The sequence below is a fragment of the Mucilaginibacter sp. Mucisp86 genome, from assembly GCF_047324315.1.
In the GTDB taxonomy this organism is placed as follows: Bacteria; Bacteroidota; Bacteroidia; order Sphingobacteriales; family Sphingobacteriaceae; genus Mucilaginibacter.
In genome coordinates this window covers 3,598,950-3,620,423 of the sequence record NZ_CP168503.1, presented here as the reverse complement: position 1 = coordinate 3,620,423, position 21,474 = coordinate 3,598,950, and the positions used below count along the sequence as shown (strand labels likewise).

General features: G+C 42.8%; 18 protein-coding genes. 3 read left to right on the top strand and 15 right to left on the bottom strand.

Going from position 1 to position 21,474, the window contains the following annotated elements:
- Positions 1–3 precede the first annotated feature (3 nt).
- The 13 genes from ruvA to ACEN9X_RS15300 form a co-directional block, all read right to left on the bottom strand.
- Positions 4–588: a Holliday junction branch migration protein RuvA gene (gene ruvA / locus ACEN9X_RS15360; protein ID WP_413665978.1), complete on the bottom strand. Its 585-nt coding sequence runs from the start codon at positions 586–588 to the stop codon at positions 4–6.
- A gap of 280 nt (positions 589–868) precedes the next feature.
- On the bottom strand, positions 869–3,148 hold the full coding sequence (locus tag ACEN9X_RS15355) for an NADP-dependent malic enzyme (protein WP_413665977.1): 2,280 nt from the start codon (positions 3,146–3,148) through the stop codon (positions 869–871).
- A gap of 146 nt (positions 3,149–3,294) precedes the next feature.
- Positions 3,295–3,663, bottom strand: a complete 369-nt coding sequence (locus ACEN9X_RS15350) for an iron chaperone (protein WP_413665976.1) — start codon at positions 3,661–3,663, stop codon at positions 3,295–3,297.
- 646 nt (positions 3,664–4,309) lie between these two features.
- Positions 4,310–5,587: a transglycosylase SLT domain-containing protein gene (locus ACEN9X_RS15345; protein WP_413665975.1), complete on the bottom strand. Its 1,278-nt coding sequence runs from the start codon at positions 5,585–5,587 to the stop codon at positions 4,310–4,312.
- Positions 5,588–5,654: 67 nt separating this feature from the next.
- Complete coding sequence (gene gatA / locus ACEN9X_RS15340; protein WP_413665974.1) at positions 5,655–7,079, bottom strand: Asp-tRNA(Asn)/Glu-tRNA(Gln) amidotransferase subunit GatA; 1,425 nt, start codon at positions 7,077–7,079, stop codon at positions 5,655–5,657.
- A 103-nt stretch (positions 7,080–7,182) separates the two neighbouring features.
- Positions 7,183–7,359 (bottom strand): twin-arginine translocase TatA/TatE family subunit, encoded by a 177-nt coding sequence (locus ACEN9X_RS15335; protein WP_091219083.1) that lies wholly within the window; start codon positions 7,357–7,359, stop codon positions 7,183–7,185.
- A 33-nt stretch (positions 7,360–7,392) separates the two neighbouring features.
- Positions 7,393–7,833, bottom strand: a complete 441-nt coding sequence (locus ACEN9X_RS15330) for a twin-arginine translocase TatA/TatE family subunit (protein WP_413665973.1) — start codon at positions 7,831–7,833, stop codon at positions 7,393–7,395.
- Between the two features lie 59 nt (positions 7,834–7,892).
- On the bottom strand, positions 7,893–9,203 hold the full coding sequence (locus ACEN9X_RS15325; RefSeq protein ID WP_413665972.1) for a murein hydrolase activator EnvC family protein: 1,311 nt from the start codon (positions 9,201–9,203) through the stop codon (positions 7,893–7,895).
- A 16-nt stretch (positions 9,204–9,219) separates the two neighbouring features.
- On the bottom strand, positions 9,220–10,005 hold the full coding sequence (locus ACEN9X_RS15320) for a DUF4292 domain-containing protein (RefSeq protein WP_413665971.1): 786 nt from the start codon (positions 10,003–10,005) through the stop codon (positions 9,220–9,222).
- On the bottom strand, positions 9,983–11,683 hold the full coding sequence (locus ACEN9X_RS15315; RefSeq protein ID WP_413665970.1) for a tetratricopeptide repeat protein: 1,701 nt from the start codon (positions 11,681–11,683) through the stop codon (positions 9,983–9,985). Before ACEN9X_RS15315 ends, ACEN9X_RS15320 begins: the two co-directional genes overlap by 23 nt.
- Positions 11,684–11,854: 171 nt before the next feature.
- Positions 11,855–12,289, bottom strand: coding sequence for a dUTP diphosphatase (gene dut, locus ACEN9X_RS15310; protein ID WP_413665969.1), 435 nt, complete (start codon positions 12,287–12,289; stop codon positions 11,855–11,857).
- Entirely contained in the window at positions 12,286–13,791 is a 1,506-nt protein-coding gene (locus ACEN9X_RS15305) for a polysaccharide biosynthesis C-terminal domain-containing protein (RefSeq protein WP_413665968.1), read from the bottom strand. The genes dut and ACEN9X_RS15305 overlap by 4 nt, the downstream gene beginning before the upstream one ends.
- 13 nt (positions 13,792–13,804) lie before the next feature.
- The gene (locus tag ACEN9X_RS15300; RefSeq protein WP_413665967.1) at positions 13,805–14,086 is read right to left on the bottom strand and encodes an acylphosphatase; all 282 of its coding nucleotides are present in this window, start codon (positions 14,084–14,086) and stop codon (positions 13,805–13,807) included.
- A 179-nt stretch (positions 14,087–14,265) separates the two neighbouring features.
- Here ACEN9X_RS15300 and ACEN9X_RS15295 point away from each other — a divergent pair, with 179 nt between their 5' ends.
- Positions 14,266–14,787 (top strand): YceI family protein, encoded by a 522-nt coding sequence (locus ACEN9X_RS15295; RefSeq protein ID WP_413665966.1) that lies wholly within the window; start codon positions 14,266–14,268, stop codon positions 14,785–14,787.
- 106 nt (positions 14,788–14,893) lie between these two features.
- Here ACEN9X_RS15295 and ACEN9X_RS15290 read toward each other — a convergent pair whose 3' ends face one another.
- Positions 14,894–16,063: an amidohydrolase family protein gene (locus ACEN9X_RS15290; RefSeq protein ID WP_413665965.1), complete on the bottom strand. Its 1,170-nt coding sequence runs from the start codon at positions 16,061–16,063 to the stop codon at positions 14,894–14,896.
- A 155-nt stretch (positions 16,064–16,218) separates the two neighbouring features.
- On the opposite strand from ACEN9X_RS15290, the gene rlmN reads away from it, so the two are divergent.
- Both rlmN and ACEN9X_RS15280 read left to right on the top strand, forming a co-directional pair.
- Positions 16,219–17,286, top strand: coding sequence for a 23S rRNA (adenine(2503)-C(2))-methyltransferase RlmN (gene rlmN, locus ACEN9X_RS15285; protein WP_413665964.1), 1,068 nt, complete (start codon positions 16,219–16,221; stop codon positions 17,284–17,286).
- Between the two features lie 23 nt (positions 17,287–17,309).
- The gene (locus ACEN9X_RS15280; RefSeq protein WP_413665963.1) at positions 17,310–18,008 is read left to right on the top strand and encodes a ComF family protein; all 699 of its coding nucleotides are present in this window, start codon (positions 17,310–17,312) and stop codon (positions 18,006–18,008) included.
- Positions 18,009–18,343: 335 nt separating this feature from the next.
- Here ACEN9X_RS15280 and ACEN9X_RS15275 read toward each other — a convergent pair whose 3' ends face one another.
- A complete protein-coding gene (locus tag ACEN9X_RS15275; RefSeq protein ID WP_413665962.1) occupies positions 18,344–21,472 on the bottom strand; it encodes a PAS domain S-box protein in 3,129 nt (1,042 codons plus the stop codon).
- Between the last annotated feature and the right edge of the window lie 2 nt (positions 21,473–21,474).

Genomic DNA, 21,474 nt, shown 5'->3' with positions numbered 1-21,474 from the left:
TAATTATAGAGTTTTTAACGCGAACTTAATAAGCTCTTCAACCGTTAATTCACCATTATTTTTCTTTATCTCCTGATCTAATACCTTCTCGGCGGCGTTACGTGCAAAACCCAGCATCACCAATGCCGAAAGGGCTTCGTCCTTAACAGTTTGGCTTACAGGCACAACAGTTAAAGCATCAGGACCTTCCTTACGCAACTTATCCTGCAGCTCCAAAATGATACGCTGGGCAGACTTAGGGCCGATCCCCTTTATCCGCTGGATTAATGAAACATTGCCATTTACAATAGCCGCCTGGATCTCGGCAGGGCTTATGGATGATAACATCATCCTTGCCGTATTTGGCCCGATACCCGAAATAGAGATCAGATGTAAGAACAATCTGCGCTCACCCTCTGTAGCAAAGCCATAAAGCGTATGCGCATCCTCTTTTACGTGCAACCACGCAAAGAGTTTACATTTTTCGTCGTCGCCGATGCCCGAATAGGTATTTACCGAAATATTAATATGATACCCCACTCCTCCAGCATCTATCACCACATACGACGGGCTTTTGAACATTAGCTTACCACTAATATAATCATACATATATTATTACTTTATTAAGTTTATTAAACAATGATGTTAATGGCAAAACAGCCCTTACAGTGATTATCCAAAGATAAAATTCCGGCGTCATTATGCTCACATAATGACAAACAAAAAGCTGCAATATACTCACTTAAAAAAACAAAGACGCTAAGTATTTAAATACCAGCGTCTTTATTATAAAATATATTAGCCCCTGTAAATCTCCTGCTGTTGGGGAGTCTTTAATTGCGATCTTTTTAAAAAAAACCTCCCTTCCGGGGAGGGTTTGGGTGGGGCTTTAACTATTAGCGGCAGCTTTCGCCTGGGCATCAACCACGGCAATAGTAACCATATTCACAATTTCGCGTACCGAACTGCCTAATTGCAGCACGTGTACCGGTTTCTTTAACCCAACCAATATCGGCCCAACAGCTTCTGCGCCGCCTATTTCCTGCAAAAGTTTATAGGCAATATTGCCCGACTCCAGGTTAGGGAAGATCAGCGTATTGGCAGGTTTTCCGTTAAGGGTCGAGAACGGAAAGTTATCGGCAAGCAGATCAGCGTTCAGTGCAAAGTTGGCCTGCATATCACCGTCAACCACCATGTCAGGATATTTCTCATGGAGTATGGCTACGGTCTCCCTTGTTTTTTCGGGCACTTCGCCTTCGTTCGATCCAAAGTTGGAGTAAGATAATACTGCAATCCTTGGGCTAACATTAAACTGCTTTACCGAGCGTTCTATCAGTACCGTAATATCCACCAGGTCATTAACACATGGGTTAACATTCACTGTGGTATCACCAAAAAACACAGGCCCTTTGGCCGTGATCATCATATACATACCGGCAACGCGGTTCACACCTTCTTCGGTACCGATGATCTGTAGTGCGGGTTTTACCGTAGTCACATAGTTTTTGGTTAAGCCCGAGATCAGGGCATCGGCCCGGCCAAACTGTACCATGCAGGCGCCGTAGTAATTTCTGTCGATAAGCATTTTTTTTGCCTCGAATAAGGTAATCCCCCTGCGCTGACGTTTGTTGTACAGGTACTCGGCATATTCATCTATATACTCACATCCCTCACGCGGGTCAATGATGTGTACATCGCCCAGATCCAGATCATTATCACGGATGATCTTTTTGATCCTGTCGATATTACCCAGCAAAATAGGGGTAGCAATACCTTCCTCTTTCACTATCTGTGCCGACCTTAAAATCTTATAATTATCGGCCTCAGCAAATACAACCCGCTTAGGGTTCTGTTTGGCTTTGGCGGTAAGGTTGCGCAGCAATTTATCATTAGTACCCAGGCGCGATCTCAGTTCCTCGGCATAAGCATCCCAATCGGTGATCACCTTGCGGGCCACGCCCGATGCAATGGCCGCCTTTGCCACCGCCATTGATACCTCGGTGATGAGCCTTTGGTCCATTGGCTTCGGGATGATATAATCTTTACCAAATTTGAGGTTGGTAAGGTTATAGGCCAGGTTAACTGCTTCCGGAACCGGTTTTTTTGCCATTTCGGCAATAGCATGCGTTGCGGCAATCTTCATTTCCTCATTAATAGCGGTGGCCCTTACGTCAAGCGCCCCTCGGAAAATGTAAGGGAAACCAAGCACGTTGTTTACCTGGTTAGGAAAGTCGGAACGGCCGGTTGCCATAATGATATCATCGCGTGTACCAGCTGCAAGATCATAATCAATTTCGGGCACCGGGTTAGCCATAGCAAAAACAATAGGCTTTTTAGCCATGGTTTTCAGCATATCGGGCGTTACCACGTTACCTGCCGAAAGACCAACAAACACATCGGCATCCTTCATGGCATCAGCGAGGTTTTTAACATCTGTGCGGTTGGTAGCAAACTCCATCCTGATATCGTCAAGATCGGTACGCTCCTGGTTTAACACCCCGTTAATATCAAACATCACCAGGTTTTCTTTTTTAACCCCTAATGACAGGTACATTTTTGAGCAGGATACAGCTGCAGCACCGGCACCGTTAACCACCATTTTTATCTTATCCAGCTTTTTCCCCTGAATTTCGCAGGCATTCATTAAAGCTGCGCCGGATATGATGGCGGTACCATGCTGGTCGTCATGCATTACGGGGATATTCATTTCGGCCTTTAACCTGCGCTCAATTTCAAAGCAGGTTGGGGCCGATATATCTTCCAGATTTACACCACCGAAAGTTGGCTCAAGTGCTTTTACAATGTTCACAAAGTCATCTACACTTTTGGCGTTCAGCTCAAGGTCAAACACGTCAATATCAGCATAGATCTTAAACAGCAGGCCCTTGCCTTCCATAACCGGCTTGCTGGCCTCGGGGCCAATATTACCTAAGCCAAGTACGGCAGTGCCATTGCTGATCACAGCCACCAGGTTGCCTTTGGCGGTATATTTATAAACATCTTCGGTATTATCAGCAATCTTTAAACATGGTTCGGCCACACCTGGGGAGTAAGCCATGGTTAAGTCGCGCTGCGAATTTGTTGGTTTGGTAGGTACAACTTGTATCTTCCCGGGACGGCCTTGCGAGTGGTAGTTTAGCGCGTCCTGTTTTCGGTTAGTTTTATTCATTTTTTTCAAATTGAAGCGCCCAAAATTACAATTCTTTTTATGGAACAAACATAAAAAAGCCCCTTTTTACGATTATGTTAAAAAGAGGATAAAATATGGTTAATGTTTTGATAAGATCGATTTAAAAGAATGGATTTGGCAATGTTCTATTTTTTCTTCTTTGCCTTTTCCATATTCTTCTGTACCCTGAACTTTACAATTTTGGTGATCAGATCGAGTGGCAGTGGTTCATCCAGCGGGAACTGAACCGAGCCTTTTGCTCCTTTATAACCGGATAGTTCTTCTTTAAATTCTTCCAAACCCTGCGGGGCAGGATAAAACCCGATGTGACTTTTAAAGCCGCCAAAGTGCACCAGGTTACCATTAAGTATAAACGTTGGGATAGCGTATTTGATAGCTTCTTCCGCATCCGGCGCGGCAGCTTTTATAGTAGCACGCACGGTTTGCAGTTTCTTTTGAACATCTTCCGGGAAACCGGCAATATATTCATCGATATTTTCCTTTGGCTTTTCCATGTTGACGCGTGATTGGTTGAAATAAATCTACGAAGCTTTTTTGGCTTTTGAAATTACATACCGTATACATCAGGGTCCTCTGCGAGTTTAAGTTAACCCACAAAATGATTATTGCCGATTGATTAATCAGCGCGAGTTGAACCCCTCTGGGGTTCGGATAAGGGGTGGGACGTTATTTCTACAAACCTATTCCCCCTCTGGGGGATTTTTATTGGTTAATAAACATGTAATAGAGATGTGCTTAAGGACAGGTGCACCAGAGGTGCAAAAGGTTTGTAGCATAAAAAGTATAGAAATGCTCTTTGCCCCAGAGGGGCATAACACGACGTCTTACCGTTAAGCGACAAGTAATTTTGCGAGTTAACTTAAATCTGCGAGAGACCCTGATGGGACAAAAATTACTACTCGCCGGGAAGCGAATGGCGGCGGGGGGGGTTAACAGGGTTAACAGAAATTGGGGCTATTTACACATATTATACTGACAATCAGTTACATAAACGAAAAATAGTATTAACCCCCAAAAGCTGCCATCCGGCCGGAGCCCAATGGCGGCAAAATGATTTTTATCGTCCTATTAAAACAAAAATCCGAAAGAAGAATTTCAACTTTCGGACTTACGGACATCAGACTTTCCGACTAAAAAAACTTAATTCTTTGAATAAGGCCCATCATCCTGCACATTGGCAGCAACTTCACCGGCCGATACTTTTAACATGGCCCCTACCGGCGCGCGGTTAGTTTTAAGATGGTTCCAAACTTTTAGATCAGATACCTCACAACCGAACATATCAGCTATAGAAGCAAGTGTTTCTCCTCTTTTCACTTTATGATGGGTGGGCATTCTGCGCTCAGACTTAGCCGGAGAATATTGGACAGCAGCGTATGTAGCGGGCCTTGCTGCAACGGGCGATACAGGGGCATCACCACCATTCAATACATTATACAATGCAGCATAATTATCTTTCGCTGTTTGTGGAATAATAAGCCTGCGTGGTGTTTTAGGGCTGCCGTTAACCACCGCCATCCTGTACGATGGATTAAGAATGGTGATCTCCCTCAAACTCACATCAAGCGCCTGGGCAACATTGCTTAGCGGTACTACCCTTTTTACCATCACTGTATCGGTACGGGTAGAAAAATTACAGGCCTGCGCAACGATGTTATGCTTATTAAAATAATGCATCACGTAATTCATTGCGATGAAAGCGGGTACGTAACCGCGGGTTTCAACAGGCAGGTATTGGCGGATGCTCCAGAAATCAGTTACACCACCGGCTTTTTCAACCGCACGCTCCACATTGCTTTTACCGCAATTGTATGAAGCAATGGCCAGCAGCCAGTCGCCAAATTCCTGATAGGCATCTTTTAAATAGGCGGCAGCAGCATAGCTCGACTGGATAGGATCACGGCGCTCATCAATATAGTTATCCATATTTAAACCGTAGGTTTTAGCAGTGGTACCCATAAACTGCCACAAACCAGTTGCCCCTACTCTCGAAACCGCATTAGGATCAAGCTTTGATTCAACTATCGACAGGAATTTTATTTCTTCAGGGATGCCCGCTTCGCGGAAAGCTTTTTCGTAAATAGGAAAGTAATATTTGGTTAAACCTGCAACCTGGCCCATTTCATCACGATTGTGCATATACAGGTCAATGTAAGCCTGCACATACTCATTATAATCAAGCTGGATATCTTTACGGATAGAATCTAACCTGCGTTTGTATAAACCGCCGTACGTACTTAACGGCAACGACTGATTAAGTACCGGCAGAATAGTAGTGTCGGCATTAACAGCATCGGGGTTAAATTTGGTTACCCGGTTTATTTGCTTGAATGATTTTGCCGAGCTTACTGTAGTTGTTTCGGCTTGTAAAAGTTGGAGTGATAAGAGGCAAATGGTCAGCGTAAATAATCTCTTCATTTATTAAGGGATTTGATTAATTTATAATGCCCAAAGCATCAGCATATTTACTAAAATATCATTTTTATTACAGATCGAGAAAATATTTGGCAAAATCTAACAGTTGCTGCTCGCCAAAGTGCTTTGTTAATAACTGTAAACCTAACGGCAAACCGTTGCTGTTATTGCCCGTAGGTATTGATATAGCCGGAACACCGGTTAGTGAGGCTTGTACGGTAAAAATATCAGAAAGATACATTACTACCGGATCTTTCTCTTCTTTACCTATTTCAAAAGCCGGTTCGGGCGCCGATGGCACCAGTATAAAATCATACTCTTCCAGTATTTCATTAGTTTTTTCCTGGATCAGCCTTCGTACCTTTTGCGCTTTAGCGTAGTAAGCGTCATAGTAGCCTGCGCTTAAAACAAAGGTACCGGTCATGATACGGCGCTTTACTTCCTTACCAAACCCTTCAGAGCGGGAACGTTTATAGGTTGATTGCAGATCGGTAGCCAGCGGGCTGCGATAGCCATAATGCACACCATCATACCTTGCCAGGTTTGATGAAGCTTCGGCCATAGCCAGGATATAATAAGTTGGCACCAGATATTCCAGCAGCTCAAAAGCTATTGGGGTAACTGTATGCCCATCGGCACGCAGTTTATCAATATATTGTACAAGATTATCTTTTACTTCGTTATCAACGCCGGGACTTGATATCGCTTCCTGAAGATAGGCTATCTTCTTTTTCCCCGGCTTTTGAAGGTTAGTGTATGATGCAGGCGGCGGAGTTTGTGACAGTGTGCTGTCGAAATCATCCGGACCGGCGAGTACTTCAAGCAATAATGCCGCATCTTCAACCGACTTGGTAATGGGCCCTACCTGGTCAAACGATGAAGCATAAGCAATAATGCCATGCCTTGAAATTGTTCCGTAAGTTGGCTTTAAACCTACAACACCGCAAAAAGAGGCCGGTTGCCTTACCGAACCGCCGGTATCAGTACCCAGCGCGGCATGGCACATTCCGGCCTGCACAGCTACAGCCGAACCACCCGAAGAACCACCCGCTACCTTAGTTTCATCAGCATGATTTTTCACCGGGCCAAAATATGACGACTCATTGGTGGCGCCCATAGCAAACTCATCGCAATTGCAGCGGCCAATGATCACCGCGTCTTCCGCCAGCAGGCGTTCAACTACGGTTGACGAAAAAATGGAAGTGAAACCGGTTAAAATTTTTGATGAGGCACTAACCCGGTGCCCTTTATAGCAAATATTATCTTTAATTCCGATAACCATACCGGCTAATTTACCGGCAGTACCATTTTTTATTTTGTTATCAACATTTTGTGCGGCAATCAATGCTTCATTAGCAAACACTTCATTAAAAGCGTTTAAATGAGCATTTTTTTCAATCTCGATCAAATAGCCTTTTACAAGACCTTCAACAGTAATTTCTGCACGTTGCAACCCACTCTTTATTTCGGTTAAAGAGGAATAAATATTAGCCATGGGGCTAAAATAAAAAACTTATCCGTTGAAATAAGAAATAAATCAACAGATAAGTTCATATACTAAATAAAAACGGCAATAAAACCTAATCCCTGTTAGGGTATTAAGCTTTTTTCTCTTCAGATGATGATGAAGATGAGCCTTCGCCGTTTTGTGCGTCTTTAAATTCCTTAACGCCTTTTCCTAAGCCTCTCATTAGTTCAGGGATTTTTTTACCGCCGAATAATAAAAGTATCGCAATGATGATCAGAATAATTTCTGGTGCGCCTAATCCACCCATGATTTTAAGTTTTTATGTATGATTAAATTATATTTAAGATTTGTATTCTTCGTGCTTTTCGGTTTCTGAATGATTTTCAGTAGTACCTTTATCTAAATTAATATGGCTATGATGTTCCGGTTCTGTTGGTGTATTTACGTGATAATCACTAATAGCGATTGTATTTGGAACAGTATTTTCAACAACCGGCTTTTCATGCTCCGTTGTTGCTTCAGGAGCTTCTGAGGCTTTTTCATCTAAAAGAGGGGTTTCTTCCTTTTTAGGCTCCGGTTTTCTATCATCGTAATTATTGATCTGGTTGTTGATCTCACGTTTAACGTCTTCCGAGGCATCTTTAAAGTCGCGGATGCCTTTACCTAAGGTTTTGGCAAGTCCGGGTAACTTTTCGCCTCCAAATAGCATCAATGCTGCAAAAAGTATCAGTACCATCTCGCCCGTACCAATATTTAAAAATAACAAAACTGAACTTAACATAGCATTCTGTTTAAGGATACAAATATATACAATTAAAATTTCTTATAGTTCATAACTAATTAGTTAGGCGCCAGCCATATCTTAGGGTTAACCGGTGTTGTTCCCTTATAAATTTCAAAATGCGCCTCGGTTTCACCGGTTGACGGATCGGTAGCTACCGTGCCGATGGCTTGTTTGGTAGTTACTTTTTGACCACGCGCAACAGTTACCGACCGTAAATTACTGTATGCAGTAAAGTACTCTCCATGCAATATAATTACCAGGTATGTACCGCTCACATCTCCAACCTTCACAACCGTGCCATCAAATACAGCCCTTACAGTGCTGCCCTGATTAGTACGGATATCCACACCGGTGCTTTCGCTCCTTATGCCTTCAGGCGTAGTATAAGTACCAAAGCCCTGGGTAATTATTCCGTTAGATACCGGCCATGGCAAACCGCCACGGTTACCCAAAAAGTCGTTCGACAGCTTGGCAGCTTCAGGTGTAGCATTCAATACACTTGAATTACTGCGCGTTGCCACCGGTTTAGCGGGGGCAGGTGCTGCAGGAGCCGGTTTGTTTTCGGCTTTTGCACGTGCAGCGGCCAGCCTTGCGGCTTCTTCAGCTCTTCGTCGTTCCTCTTCTTCCGCCCTTCGCCTGGCTTCCTCAATTTCCCTACGGATAGCTTCGTTAATGGCACGGGTGGTTTTAACAATCTTGGCCTGAAGGTCTTTTTGCTGTTTCTTCAGGATGCCCTCATGCTGTGACAGATCGCTTACTACTTTAACCTGGTTATTACGCTCATTACCCAGTGTTTCCTTTTCTTTTTGCTGATCCTTCAAAAGGTCATTCTTTTCGTCTTTTGTCCGGTCGAGCTCATTAATTTTAATATGCAGCTCTTTTTGCGTGCCCTGAATATAGCTTGCCTGCCGCTCGCGGTAGGTGCCAAACTGTTGTAAATATTTTAAACGCTTGTAGGCCTGGTTAAAGTCTTTTGATGCAAAAAGGAACATCATTTTATTGTAGGCACTCTGGTTGCGGTATGCAAACAGGATCATGGCCGCGTATTCCTTTTTTAGCTGGTCTAACTGTGACTGTAAACTACGTACGTTATTATTGCTCTCCGAGATTTGGTTATCCAAAAGCCTCACTTCCGAATTGATGTTTTCTATTTTTTCCTGCCTCAGGTTTATCTGCGCCTTAAGTATGCTTAATTGTTTTAATGAAGCTTTCTTGTTGTTTAAAGTTTCCTGGTAATCCTGGTTTAACTGTTCAAGCTCTTTGTTTAGCTGAGCTTTACGACGTTTCAGTTCGTCACTGCTTTGTGCGTGTACATTAACTGCTGCCAGTACCAATAGTAAAAAGAAAACTGCTTTTATAAACTTCATCAAGTAAACATATTAATTATTTGCCAGGCTCGTACCCGTCAGGAATGCTGAACGGATAGTTTTGCTCTACTTCAAAATCGGCCTTAGTATAATGCAAATTAACTTGTATTTTTTTATCTTTTACTACAGATGCTATATCTATTTGTGACGGCAGTACCCGGTTTGTTGCCTGGATAAAGGTATTATTGGTAACCTGCAACGATTGGGCCTGGCTTTGATTATCTAAATTAGTTTGTGTAACCTTATTATCCGGACCAAGTATCAGCTTGTAAACCAGATCATTCAGAACCCCGCTAAGGGTTGTATTGCCATCGGCATGATCAATAGTTGCCTGCTCATTAACCAGTTCGGGCACCGCGTTACCAATCAGCAATGATTCGAGCGTTTTATAATTAACCTGTTTGCTGGCATAAGTATATATGTAGCTGAACGGCTTTTTAATATAAATACTTTGCAGGCGATTGATGATCATGATGCTATCGGGTGTTATTACTGCGCGCGCGGCTTCAATACCTAATACCGCGGTGATTGAAACCCAGATCCTCTTATCTTTAGCTATCCTGATATTGAGCGTAACATCATTACTGTTGTTATTAATGCTAAGCTTGGTTTTTGCCTTGCCTGCAAATGTTGTAAAGTTTACCTGGCTTGACCGTATGGCTGCCAGCTTACTTACGACATCATTGGTTTTTACCGTCGAATCGGCCTTACGGGCAACTAAAACCTGTTTACGCGCCTTACAGCTCACCATTACCAGCAGGCAGCAAGCTATAAGTAAACTATTCGCTATATTTTTTTTCATTTATCTTACGATCTAAAACCGGTGATTGTTCACCAAAGCCTTTCGCTTTTTTCCAGTTAGTTACAGCGGCGTCGGTGTTCCCAATAAAGAACAATATATCGCCATAATGTTCGTACTTAACGCCACTATTATCTTTATCATGCGCCAGGGCTTTCTCCATCCACTCCTTTGCCTGGGCATATTTTTTTTGTTTAAACAGTATCCAGGCATAAGTATCCTCAAACGATGCTGTATTAGGCTGCAACTCGTTGGAATGCGCCGACATTGCTGCCGCCTTTTCCAATTGCTCATTCCTTAACGATAAATAATAAGCATAATTGTTTAAAGTGAATGCATTATCCGGATTGTAGCTCAGCGCCTTCTCATAGCTCTCATCAGAACTTTTAATATTCTTCAGCTCATGATAGCAATCGCCCAATAATGAAAAACTTAACGAAAGTAGCTCCTTATCCTGAAGTTCTAATGAAGTAGCATTTTTAACATAGCCAACCGCTTTGTTATTATCTTTTTTTTGCGCCCAGGCAACACCCACCAGGTAATTCATCCAGGCCTGGTTGGGGAATAACGACAATGCGTTTTCGCCATCCTTAATAGCAGCATCAAGGTCATTGTCGCCTAATTCCAGCCGCACGAGTTGTTCCTGAACATTGTATACCTGGTTATTAAGCTGGGCCGATTTTTTAAGCACCGGCTTTGCCTCTTTGTATTTGGTATTCTGGATAAGCATATCGCCATAAATGGCATAAGCCCTGGCATCATTAGGATGGGCAACAGTTAAAATACGGCTCAGCTCAAGTGCACTCGCTTTGGCGTTGGCATCCGGGAACTTTGGAAAGTAACCCGATATAATATTGATTTTTTGATCGACGCCGATATCAGGAATGGCAAATCCCTGGGTAAGTTCATTGAAGCTGGCTTCGTTATTTTTTTTATCGCGATAGATATCGGCCAGTGCAAAATGCACCATGCCATTACGCGGATCAAGCTTTTCAGCCTGTTGCAAAGTTTTAAGGGCCTTATCTGCAAATCCGTTTGAGTTGTATATTTCGCCAAGGGCAAGGTAATAACGAATTTCGCCCGGATTAGCAGCTATCTGCTTTTCCAGTTCGGACGCAGCCTGATCAATTTTGCCCTGCTTTAGATAGATCTTTTGACGGTTGGCTAAAAGATCATCGCTTGGGCCGTTAACCTTTTCAAGCTCATCATATACTTTTAGCGCATCATCATATTTTTTTAAGATGGTGAAAGCATTGGCTTTATCAAAGTAATATTCCGACTTATCGGGGTTAAGCCTGATCAACTGGTTAAAAACATTCTCAAGCTTATCAATGGTATTTGTTTTTTCGTAGCTATCGGCCAACGCGCCCCAATACCATTCATTATCTTTATTTATAGCTACAGCCTGCTCCAAAAGGGGCTCGGAACCTGCAAAGTCATTTTGTTGACGTTTAAGGTTCGCCAGTTCGTACATTGAAGCGTCATTTGCAGGGTCGGCCTGTAAAATGCGCTCAAACATTTCGGTAGCAAGCTTGTAGTTTTCAATCGTTTTTTCGCGCAGGGCCGAAAAGAAAAGCTGTTTCACTAAGGCACTGTCCTGGTAGGACATCACTTTACCTGCCGATGAAACAGTTTTATTATCGCTATTCTTTTTATGCTGAGCCTGAGAGCTTAGAGGCAAGATTTCAAGAAGCAAGAATAAAGACGCAAGAAAAGCCGCTGAAAACAGATGGATTTTCAGTGTACTGTCTAATTCAATATTGCTTTTTTCAATCTTCATTCGTCTTGTCTCTTGACTCTTGTAGTCTTACTTCTTTTGCTTTCTTGCTTCCTGACTCTTACAGTCTTGATTCTAAACCTTCCCTGTGTGCCCGTAGCCGCCTTCTCCCCTTTGAGTTTCATTCAGCACCTCTACCTGTTCCCAATTAACACGTTCGTGCTTGGCAACCACCATCTGGGCTATCCTGTCGCCCGTGTTGATCTCAAAATCCTCTGTCGAAAAATTAATGAGCAACACTTTGATCTCGCCGCGATAATCGGCATCAATGGTACCCGGCGAATTAACAATGCCGATACCATGCTTAAAGGCCAGGCCGCTTCGCGGGCGGATCTGCGCTTCGAAACCCTCAGGTAGTTCGATGTATAAACCAGTTGGAATAAGTTTACGCTCCATTGGTTTAAGCACCACAGTAGTTTCTACGTCGGCACGCAAATCCATACCTGCTGCGTGGGCCGTTTCATAGGCCGGTAAACTATTTTTCGACTTGTTGATTACCCTGATGATCATTTCCTATTTAATATAGCTTTTAAATTATTGCGCTCAAAATAAAACGCGCCCGCCGCAAATAACAGTAAAAGTCCGTTACCAACAAAAATATTACGTTTAAATACCGTAAACGACACAAAAACAAACACTATCGAGACAATTATATACGCAAGGTTCTTCTTTAAGTTGTAAGGGATAGGATAATTTTTTTGTCCCCAAAGGTATGAGAGCACCATCATAGTAGCATAAGCCGCAAGCGAAATCCAGGCCGATGCGATGTAACCGTAATAAGGTATAAATATTAAGTTAAGCACAATGGTGACGATGGCACCTATACCCGAAATATATAAACCATATTTGGTTTGATCAGTAAGCTTATACCAAACCGATAAATTCATGTAAATACCCAAACTTACATAGCCAAACAAAAGCACTGGTACAACACCAATTCCCGACCAGAATTCTGCGGCCTGCGCCGGGTTTTTGCCCTTAATAAAATACTTAAGGATCTCGATATTAGCTACCAATGCAACAAATATGGCGCACACCGCTATCACAAAATAATTCATAATAGTGGCGTAAGTTTGCGTTGCGTTTTTGTTTTTAGCGTGGCTAAAGAAAAACGGCTCGGCGCCAAGTCTGAACGCGTTAACAAAGATGCTCAGGAAAATAGAGATTTTAGCACAGGCTGTATAAATACCTACCTTCGTGGCGCTAATACCGGGGGGCAGCAACTTGCCCAATAAAATCTTATCTAAATTTTCGTTAATCAGGTATGAGAAATTAGCTACCAGAACAGGCCAGCTATAAACCAGCATTTCTTTAAATAAATGCTTATCAAACCGAGGCCGGAGTTTCAGAAACTCGGGCAGCAGCATAAGCATTGTGGCTAAGCTTGCCAACAGGTTTGACATGAAAACGTATCCCAGCCATCCTTTGGTGTACCATGAATTTATCCAAACCGTGCCCGGCAGATTGTGCTTTACAAAAAAAGGCAAACCAAATATAAAAATGAGGTTAAGCCCAACAAATATCAGGATATTCAAAAACTTGATAAGCCCGTATCTACCGGGACGTCCATCGGCACGTATCTTTGCAAACGGGATAACGCAAAGCGCATCCACTATAAGTATCCCGATAAAGTATTTGATATATAAAACGTAATCGGCAAAAGGCGTATCCGGATCAATGCGGATCCAACCGGTAATAAAATTTGCAAACGGAAACGTGAGCAACAAAAACAATACAGCTATTGTAAGTATTGCACCAAAAGTATTGTTATAAACTAATTGCTTATCGTTTGGCCTTTTATTCAGGTATCTGAAAAATGTAGTTTCCATACCAAACGCAAGCAAAGCGTTAAGCATGGAAGCATAACTATATAAGTTACCGAAAATACCGTATACTTTAACCGAATAAGCCCTTGTATAAACCGGGGTTAAGAAGAAACTTAGTACCCTGCCGGCAATGGTACTTAAACCATAAACGGCAGTCTGGCCTGCAAATTTTTTAGCGGTAGACAATGGTGCTGTTTATTTATGAGCGTCTTTTAACAACCTCAAAATTACGATAGTTTTTCAATTCGCCTTCATGGCATTCAACAGCATTTACTTCGGCATCTTCGGGGCCTTCCTTACACCAGTCCAAAAACATATCGAGTGTGGCATTATCAGCTTCGGCTTCCATGTATACATCGCCGTTAGGCTCATTCAATACAAAACCGCGTACGCCAAGCTGATCGGCAACTGCTTTGGTTGATTTACGGTAAAAAACGCCCTGCACTTTACCTTTAACTGTAATATTGAGATGTTTGATCATTAGATTTACAGGTATTAAATAAGAGTTGAAAGCGGAACGCCCAAAGCCTAAAGCTAACAGTCCTCATGGTACAAAGTTAACTTTTTTCCGGCTAAGCAACCTGCTTTACTTCACAAGCGTAACTACTATAAAACGTATAGTAGTTTAATTTGATTGACGTAACACTAAAAATCTGTTCTATGAAAAAAATTATTTTTTCTGCACTCATACTTGCTTTCACAGCCTTCTCGGCATTCGCAATTTTGGGCAACTGGAGAGTTAAAGGAGATGAAGCCCAGGTAACCTTTGAGGGGCATAGGGTGAGTGGTTCATTCAGCGGCTTAAAGGCCGAGATAACATTTGATAAAGACCATCCGGAGCAAGCCAAAATTTCAGCAACTATTGATGTTACAACCGCGGCTACCGGTTTTTTTATTAAAACCAGTCACGTAAAATCAGCCTTGGGTGCTGAAGATTACCCTACCATTAAATTTGAATCAACCTCGGTGTCAAAAAGCGGCAGTGGTTATGTTGCCAACGGCAAGCTAACCATGAAAGGCAAAACCAATCCCGAATCGATCCATTTTACGTTTGATGACAAAGGCAGCGAAGGTGTTTTTAAAGGTGACTTTAAAGTGCTGCCTCCTAAATACGGCATCGACCGGAGCGGGACACCACCCGAGGTTACTATTCATTTAATTGTGCCGGTTAGTAAAGCTTAATATTTAGACAAATACTTGTAAGCCTGACTACAATTTAGTCGAATTACACGAATTCCTCCTCCGGATATTCGTGTAATTCGATCTAATTCGTGAGAATTAGTGTCAATTATATTAGTTTCTTCACTTTAGTTTCGGGAGTGATCTTAAAACCATCAAGCCCGCTAATCAGGTTCAGGCCGGGTGTCTTGCCTGTCTCAAGTGTACCTTTTTCATCGCTTATACCCAGGTATTCGGCGCCATTGCGGGTACCCCATTCAACAAGGCGGGGCAAATTTATGGACGGAAATTTTTGCTGAATGGCACGCATCTCGCTCAGGATACATAATTTGCTGTTAGATGCGAGACTATCGGTGCCCAATGTAATATTGAAGCCTTGATCAATAAAAAGATCGATCTTGGGCAAGCGTCCCTCAATATAAAGGTTAGCATTGGGGCAAAAGCACCAGTTTATCAACCTATCGAACCGCTTAATAAAATAAATGTCTTTCAGGTTGGTACAGGTATTATGCACCAGCAAAACTTTCTGCTTATTGGTAAGCAGCGGAATAATAGATTGTACCGAGTTACGGGCCTGTGGCTTAAAGTAGGATATATCCATGCCAAAATGCTCATATAACTCTAAAAAGGCACCAAGCTTATAGCGGTAAAATTTATTCTCATCTTCACACTCCTGGTTATGGATGCTGATGAGATTTTCGTCGTTGGTATCACTATGTTTTTTGATGAGTTTAAACAGCTCTTTTGATACCGAATACGGAGCATGCGGGGTTACAGAACAGGAGCCGGGCTTAAATTCATTGAGCAGGGCAAGCGCTTTTTCAAAAACTTCGGTTGCCTTTTCAGGCAAAAAGCCAAAAGTTTCAACAAATGTGTGGTAGTACAGTTTGCTTTGTTTTTTCATCTCAACACTGTTTTTAGTGTTGGAGATATCGCCGACGGCTACAATGCCATTATCGTACATTTCCTGATCGGCCTTAGCAATGGCATCAAGAACTTCCTGCTGATCGGTATTACGTAAGGATTGAACGTCTTTTATAAAATTTACCAGGCCACCTTTTGGCTTTACTTTATCTTTTAAATGTGAAAGTTCGGTGTGGCAGTGCGTATTAATAAACCCGGGGCAAATAATACCGCTTACCTGCTGCACTTGCCCGCTCGGAGGCTTATTGCTATCGGTAACGGCGATGATCTTACCCTGATCATCAACAGTAACTATACCATTTTTAATCGGATCGGCATAAACAGGAAAAACGTAATCGGCTCTAAAACTTTTCATTAAAATTTAAACTTAGTATCGTAACACATAACGTTTTTCAAAACAAACTATCCTGCAAAATAAGACAATTAACTTTTAGTTATTGTTTTTTATTGAGCCAAAAAGAATGACTTTAAAAAAAGATAGATTTTTTTAAATTTAAGTACTTTTGCATTGTGAACAATACAAAACAAAAAATTGACATCCGTAGCCTGAGCCTGAATGCTTTACAGGAGCATTTTATCCGCATGGATGAAAAAGGCTTCAGGGCAAAACAGGTGTATGAATGGCTTTGGAAAAAATCTTGCTTTTCTTTCAACGAGATGAGCAATATTTCAAAAGAACTCCGTGCTAAACTGGATGCAAATTTTGTAATTAATAACGTAAAAATTAATTCTTCACAGGTTAGTGCTGATAAAACTATAAAAAATTCTTTTATTTTACATGATAACCATCTAATTGAGGGCGTATTAATACCTACTCCCGGCCGTATGACAGCCTGTGTATCATCGCAGGTGGGTTGCAGCCTTACCTGTAAATTTTGCGCTACCGGTTATATGGAGCGCAAAAGGAACCTCAACCCCGATGAAATTTATGATCAGGTGGTTTTGATTGATCAGCAAGCCCGCGAAAACTACAATCAGCCTTTATCAAATATTGTTTACATGGGTATGGGCGAGCCGTTGCTTAACTATGCCAACATGATGAAATCAATTGAGCGCATTACATCCGAAGATGGGCTCAATATGGCTGCCAAACGCATCACCGTATCAACTGCCGGCATTGCCAAAATGATCAAAAAACTGGGCGATGACCAGGTGAAATTTAACCTCGCCCTTTCCCTGCATGCGGCAAACGATGAAAAGCGTAACACCATTATGCCCATCAACGAGCAAAACTCGTTAAAGGCATTGGCCGAAGCATTGAAATATTACTATGCCAAAACCAAAAACCCGGTAACTTACGAGTACATTATTTTTGATGGTGTAAACGATGGCATCCAGGACGCTATGGAACTGGCTAAATTTTGCAAGCACCTGCCCTGCAAGGTAAATATCATTGAATATAACCCCATTGCCTTTGCCAGCTACATCAACGCAGGTGAGGATAAAGTTGAGGCCTTTGCCGATTACCTTACCAAACAGGGTATCAACACCCATCTGCGCCGCAGCCGTGGTAAGGATATTGATGCAGCCTGCGGGCAGCTTGCTATCAAAGAAAAAGATAAACTGGCCGAAGTTTAAAAAATCCGTATTAAATTGAGGGCATGAATATACTGCGTGCCTACCTTGCCGATTTTGTAGCCCTGCTGTTCCCGGAACTTTGCCCGGCCTGCCAGGCAAGTTTAGTAGCCGGCGAGCACATCATTTGCAGCGATTGCCGCTTCAATTTGCCCTTTACAAACTTTCACCTGCAGCCTGCAAATATTGTAGCGCAGCAATTTTGGGGCAAAATCAATGTCGAAGCGGCCTATGCACTTTACTATTTCCATAAAGGCGGCAAAATCCAGAACCTGATGCACCACTTTAAATACAAAGGCATGCAACAGATAGGCAACCTGCTTGGTGGCATTGCCAGTGCACAGCTTGCTTCAAATGATATTTTTAAAACTGCAGATGTAATAATCCCTGTCCCCCTGCATAAACGCCGCCTGCGCGAACGCGGTTACAACCAGAGCGCCTGCTTTGCCTATGGACTTGCCGAAAAGCTAAATGCTGTTGTTGATGAGCATAGCCTTGTACGCACGGTGGCTACGAAAACGCAAACTCAACGATCGCGCTTTGCCCGTTTTGAGAATATGCAGAATGTTTTCATGGTTAAAGATCCGGCGGTACTTGCAGGTAAACATATTTTGCTTGTTGATGATATAGTAACCACCGGCTCAACCCTCGAAGCCTGCGGTGCGGAATTACTGAAAGTACCGGGATTGAAGTTGAGTATTGCGGCAATAGCTTACGCGGTGTAAACCCGTTAATATTTTAACCTATGTCATTGTTGTAAGGAGCGAAACAGGAATAAATTTGAGGGTAACGAGCCAAATCGCATGCTATACAGAAGATCATGCTTCCGTGCGATTGTCGCGCTATTATCTATAATGACACGATCGTGAACTATTGATTATAAGGAATATTTCGATTGATTTTATAATATGGGCGTTGCCTGCGGCCCGGGCTGTACGCTCATACTGCACAAGGCATTAGCCACAGGCCGGTATCCGCTCCCATCCCTAACGCTGCCCCATGCGCCATTAGAAGAACAAGAAAACGCAAATCAAAACTCCCCCTTCAGGGGGTTGGGAGGCTACTGTTGCTGATACCTGCTTAGTTTATCGTAAAGCACCCTTGGATCGAAAGGCTTAAGGATGTAATCATTCATGCCGGCGTCGTTGATCTCACCCATTTGATTACTGAGCATAGAAGCCGTAAGAGCAATAATTGGCAATTGCTGGAAATAAGTATCTGTTTTAGAACGAATGATACCGGCAGCTTCCAAACCGCCCATTTCTGGCATATGGATATCCATCAGTACCACGTTATAGTTGCGGTTTACTTCAACCTTTTCAATAGCCTCAATGCCGTTTTCGGCAAAATCAGCATTGGCACCCCACTTCTTCAATATTTTATTAATGAGCAGGCGGTTTATCTGGTTGTCATCCACTACCAAAACATTTATTTTAAGTCCTTCTTCCACGTTATTGCTATTTCTGTTTAACTGGTAATCACCCTTTTTAAAACCTATGGTAAACCAAAAGGTTGAACCTTGTCCCGGCACGCTGTCAACATTTATGCGCGAGTCATGCAGCTCGATTAATCGCTTGCTGATAGCCAGGCCAAGGCCTGTGCCTCCATATTTACGCGTGGTATCCATTTCGGCCTGCTTAAACTGCTCAAATATGGTGCCCAGTTTATTGGCCGCAATGCCTATGCCCGTATCAATTACAGCAAACCGTATACGCACATCCTGTTCGGTCTCTTGTATCACCCGCAGGTCGATAGTGACACCACCTTTATTGGTAAATTTAATAGCATTACCAACCAGGTTTAATAATATCTGGATCAGCCGGGTGCGGTCGCCCAAAACAACTTTGGGTATGGCCTCATCGATGCTTTTGCTAATATATATATTTTTTTCGCCGGCTTTATATTGCATCGAACTTGTTATGCTTTGAACAAGCTCCGTTAAATCAACCCGCGCCTTTTCAAGCTCCACATTTCCGGTTTCGATCTTGGCAAAATCCAGCACATCGTTAATCAGTGTCATCAGGTTTTCGGCCGAAAACTTCAGGATATTCAAATTTTCCTTCTGCCCTTCAGGCGGATCATCCTCCAGCAACAAATGCGACATGCCAATTACAGCATTCAGCGGCGTACGGATTTCGTGGCTCATCACCGATATGAACATATCTTTGGCGCGACTTAGCTGTATGGCTTCTTCGCGGGCAGTGATCAGTTCAATTTCGGCCTTCTTTTTAGCAGTTATGTCGATGATAACCTCTATATATTTATCAACTTCGCCCTTGCTGTTAATGATTACCGAGTTGATAACAGAGATCCATAAAGGCTGCCTGTCCTTTCGGTAAACCAACAGATCCACCTCAAATGATTGTTTGTTGCGGGACAGTTCGCGCGCCTTTTGAATAATGGATACATCCGTAAGCTCGCCTTTAAGCACATCACCAAGATGGTTGTTCTCTACATCAAGCAAAGTATAGCCTGTAATCTGTTCAAAGGCTTTATTCACCCATTCAACCTTGCCATCGCTATTGTTAATTACAACACCGCTGGCCGTACTGCTGGCCACCAACGAAAGCATGGTTACCTGCTCTTCGGTTTTCTTGCGCTCTGTAATATCAACCATGACAGCTATCTGCCTTTCAACATTGCCTATTTCATTAAACAGCGGACTATTCGACAAAAACACCCAGATTGGTGTCTTATCTTTTTTATATATTTTTATTTCAATCTCATAGCCCCGTTTTTCCTCTACAGCTTTTACCGCCGCATTAAATACATTAAGGTCGGTATCTTCGCCCAGTAACATGGTACCGAACATTTTACCCTGCATTTCATTAAAGGTATAGCCGGTTATGTTCTCGAGGGCTTCGTTCATCCAGACCACTTCGCCGGTATTACTGCGGATCAGGATACCGCTTGGCGATTTGCGGGCAGCAAACGAAAGGATCTCCAGGTCTTGCTCAATTTTTTTTCGCTGGGTTATATCAATGATAACCCTGATAAATTTATCAGTTTGCCCGGCACCGTCGCGGATCACCGAATTAAATACCGAGATCCAAACAGGTTCGCCATCTTTTTTATCTATCAACAAGTCAACCTCATAAGATACCTGTTTACGGATGGCTTCATCAAGCCGTTTTACTGCTTCGGCATCCAGCGGCACGCCTTTAAGCACATCGCGCAAGCGCCGGTTTTCAACATCGGCCTGATTATAGCCCGTTATTTGCTCAAAAGCTTCATTGGTCCACATCACTTCATCGGCCGCATTGCTGATCACCACGCCGCTGGTAACCTTACTTGCTACCAGCGATAATAACGCCAGTTCATCGGCCACCTTCTTCTGATAGCTGATATCGCGCCCACCGGCAAACCATTTATCATTTTTAAAACTTACCGTCCAACTAATGCATTTGATATCGCCGGATGGCGTTATAATATGTGCTTCTATTTCAAAATAGCGCTGCTGCCTGCTTAAGCCATTTTTTATTATCGACAATGATTTAGCCCGCTCTTCTTCCTGAAAAAAGCTCCAGATAGGTTTACCTATAACCTCGACAGGCGAATAACCTAAAACATTTTTGACAGAACGGTTGATTTGCTCGATATTAAAATCCCTGTCCATTATACAATGAACATCAGGAGAGCTATCAAAGAGATTGTGAAATTCCTGGTGGCTTTTGAGCGTTTGCTCCAGCTCCAATTTTTGCTTACGGAGCAGCAGGTGCGACATTACTTCATCTGCTAATGTGCGGAGTGCATCACGTTGTTCGGCAGTGAGTTTTCGGGGTTTTGTATCAATCACACATAACGAGCCAAGCCTGTGACCATCCGGGTCTATTAATGGTGCGCCGGCATAAAAGCGAACGCCCATTTCATTGGCTATGGGGTTATCCTTAAACTCCTCATCCTGTTTGGAATCGGTTATTTCAAGAATGGTGTCTGATTGGATAGTGCGGTTACAAAAAGCGTCGGCGCGGGGTGTTTCCCCCACGTCGACGCCATATGTTGATTTAAACCATTGCCTTTCGGCATCAAGCAGCGATATCAGCGCTGCCGGTACCTGGCATATATAAGAAGCTAAACGCGTGATAGCATCGTACTCCTTTTCGGGCATGGTATCCAAAACATTATATGATTTAAGCGCGGCTAAACGCTTATTTTCTATGTTTGATGGATCTTCCTGCCTTGGTGTCATTT

Coding starts and splice junctions, on each gene's coding strand:
- ruvA (WP_413665978.1), bottom strand. CDS start 588: ATGTATGATTATATTAGTGGTAAGCTAATGTTCAAAAGCCCGTCGTAT.
- ACEN9X_RS15355 (WP_413665977.1), bottom strand. CDS start 3,148: ATGAATAAAACTAACCGAAAACAGGACGCGCTAAACTACCACTCGCAA.
- ACEN9X_RS15350 (WP_413665976.1), bottom strand. CDS start 3,663: ATGGAAAAGCCAAAGGAAAATATCGATGAATATATTGCCGGTTTCCCG.
- ACEN9X_RS15345 (WP_413665975.1), bottom strand. CDS start 5,587: ATGAAGAGATTATTTACGCTGACCATTTGCCTCTTATCACTCCAACTT.
- gatA (WP_413665974.1), bottom strand. CDS start 7,079: ATGGCTAATATTTATTCCTCTTTAACCGAAATAAAGAGTGGGTTGCAA.
- ACEN9X_RS15335 (WP_091219083.1), bottom strand. CDS start 7,359: ATGGGTGGATTAGGCGCACCAGAAATTATTCTGATCATCATTGCGATA.
- ACEN9X_RS15330 (WP_413665973.1), bottom strand. CDS start 7,833: ATGTTAAGTTCAGTTTTGTTATTTTTAAATATTGGTACGGGCGAGATG.
- ACEN9X_RS15325 (WP_413665972.1), bottom strand. CDS start 9,203: ATGAAGTTTATAAAAGCAGTTTTCTTTTTACTATTGGTACTGGCAGCA.
- ACEN9X_RS15320 (WP_413665971.1), bottom strand. CDS start 10,005: ATGAAAAAAAATATAGCGAATAGTTTACTTATAGCTTGCTGCCTGCTG.
- dut (WP_413665969.1), bottom strand. CDS start 12,289: ATGATCATCAGGGTAATCAACAAGTCGAAAAATAGTTTACCGGCCTAT.
- ACEN9X_RS15300 (WP_413665967.1), bottom strand. CDS start 14,086: ATGATCAAACATCTCAATATTACAGTTAAAGGTAAAGTGCAGGGCGTT.
- ACEN9X_RS15295 (WP_413665966.1), top strand. CDS start 14,266: ATGAAAAAAATTATTTTTTCTGCACTCATACTTGCTTTCACAGCCTTC.
- ACEN9X_RS15290 (WP_413665965.1), bottom strand. CDS start 16,063: ATGAAAAGTTTTAGAGCCGATTACGTTTTTCCTGTTTATGCCGATCCG.
- ACEN9X_RS15280 (WP_413665963.1), top strand. CDS start 17,310: ATGAATATACTGCGTGCCTACCTTGCCGATTTTGTAGCCCTGCTGTTC.
- ACEN9X_RS15275 (WP_413665962.1), bottom strand. CDS start 21,472: ATGACACCAAGGCAGGAAGATCCATCAAACATAGAAAATAAGCGTTTA.